Genomic DNA, 657 nt, shown 5'->3' with positions numbered 1-657 from the left:
TCCTACGCTCTCCACAAATCAAAGACCCTGGGAGCAGTAAGTCCTTCCCTGAGGATACTTTAAGCTACTCAAGCACTGTCTACCCTCTACTCACAGAGTATTGCAGTGACTGTCATGTCGAAGGCCAGCAAACTCCTTTTATTGGCAGCTCCGATGTTGACACCTCTTACCTGGCTGCTCAGAGTCGAATTAGCCTGGAAACCCCCGGTAACTCCCGACTAGTACAACGCTTACTCAATGAGTTTCATAACTGCTGGGAAGTTGGTTGTGAAGCCTCATCAACTGAAATGAGAACAGCGATCGAAGCCTTTTCTAATTCGATCACTGCCGCCGCGATTGACGAAACACTGATTACCAGTAAAGCGCTTGTATTGGTGGGTGACGGCATCGTTGCCAACTCAGGTGGCCGCTATGAAGATGATGTGATTGCCCTATACGAGTTCAAAGCCGGTGAAGGTACTCTTGCCAACGACACCAGCGGTGTAGACCCGGCCATCAACCTTGAATTGAGCGGCAACGTCGAGTGGGTCGGCGGTTGGGGCATTAAGTTTGGCGCTTCGTATATCGACGAAGAAACCAATACCCGTGTCGGCAACGGTAAAGCGCAAGGCAAGACCGAAGACAGTAAAAAGCTCTACGATGAAATACGTGGCACGT

1 pseudogene is annotated in these 657 nt (G+C 50.2%); it reads left to right on the top strand.

Annotated elements, in window-relative coordinates:
* Positions 1-657, top strand: a pseudogene (locus A3756_RS28440) (LamG domain-containing protein); the annotation flags it as partial.

It is taken from the genome of Oleiphilus sp. HI0086, from assembly GCF_001635225.1.
Note: the sequence above shows the minus strand (reverse complement) of the source record. Positions and strands in the feature narration are given on the sequence as shown.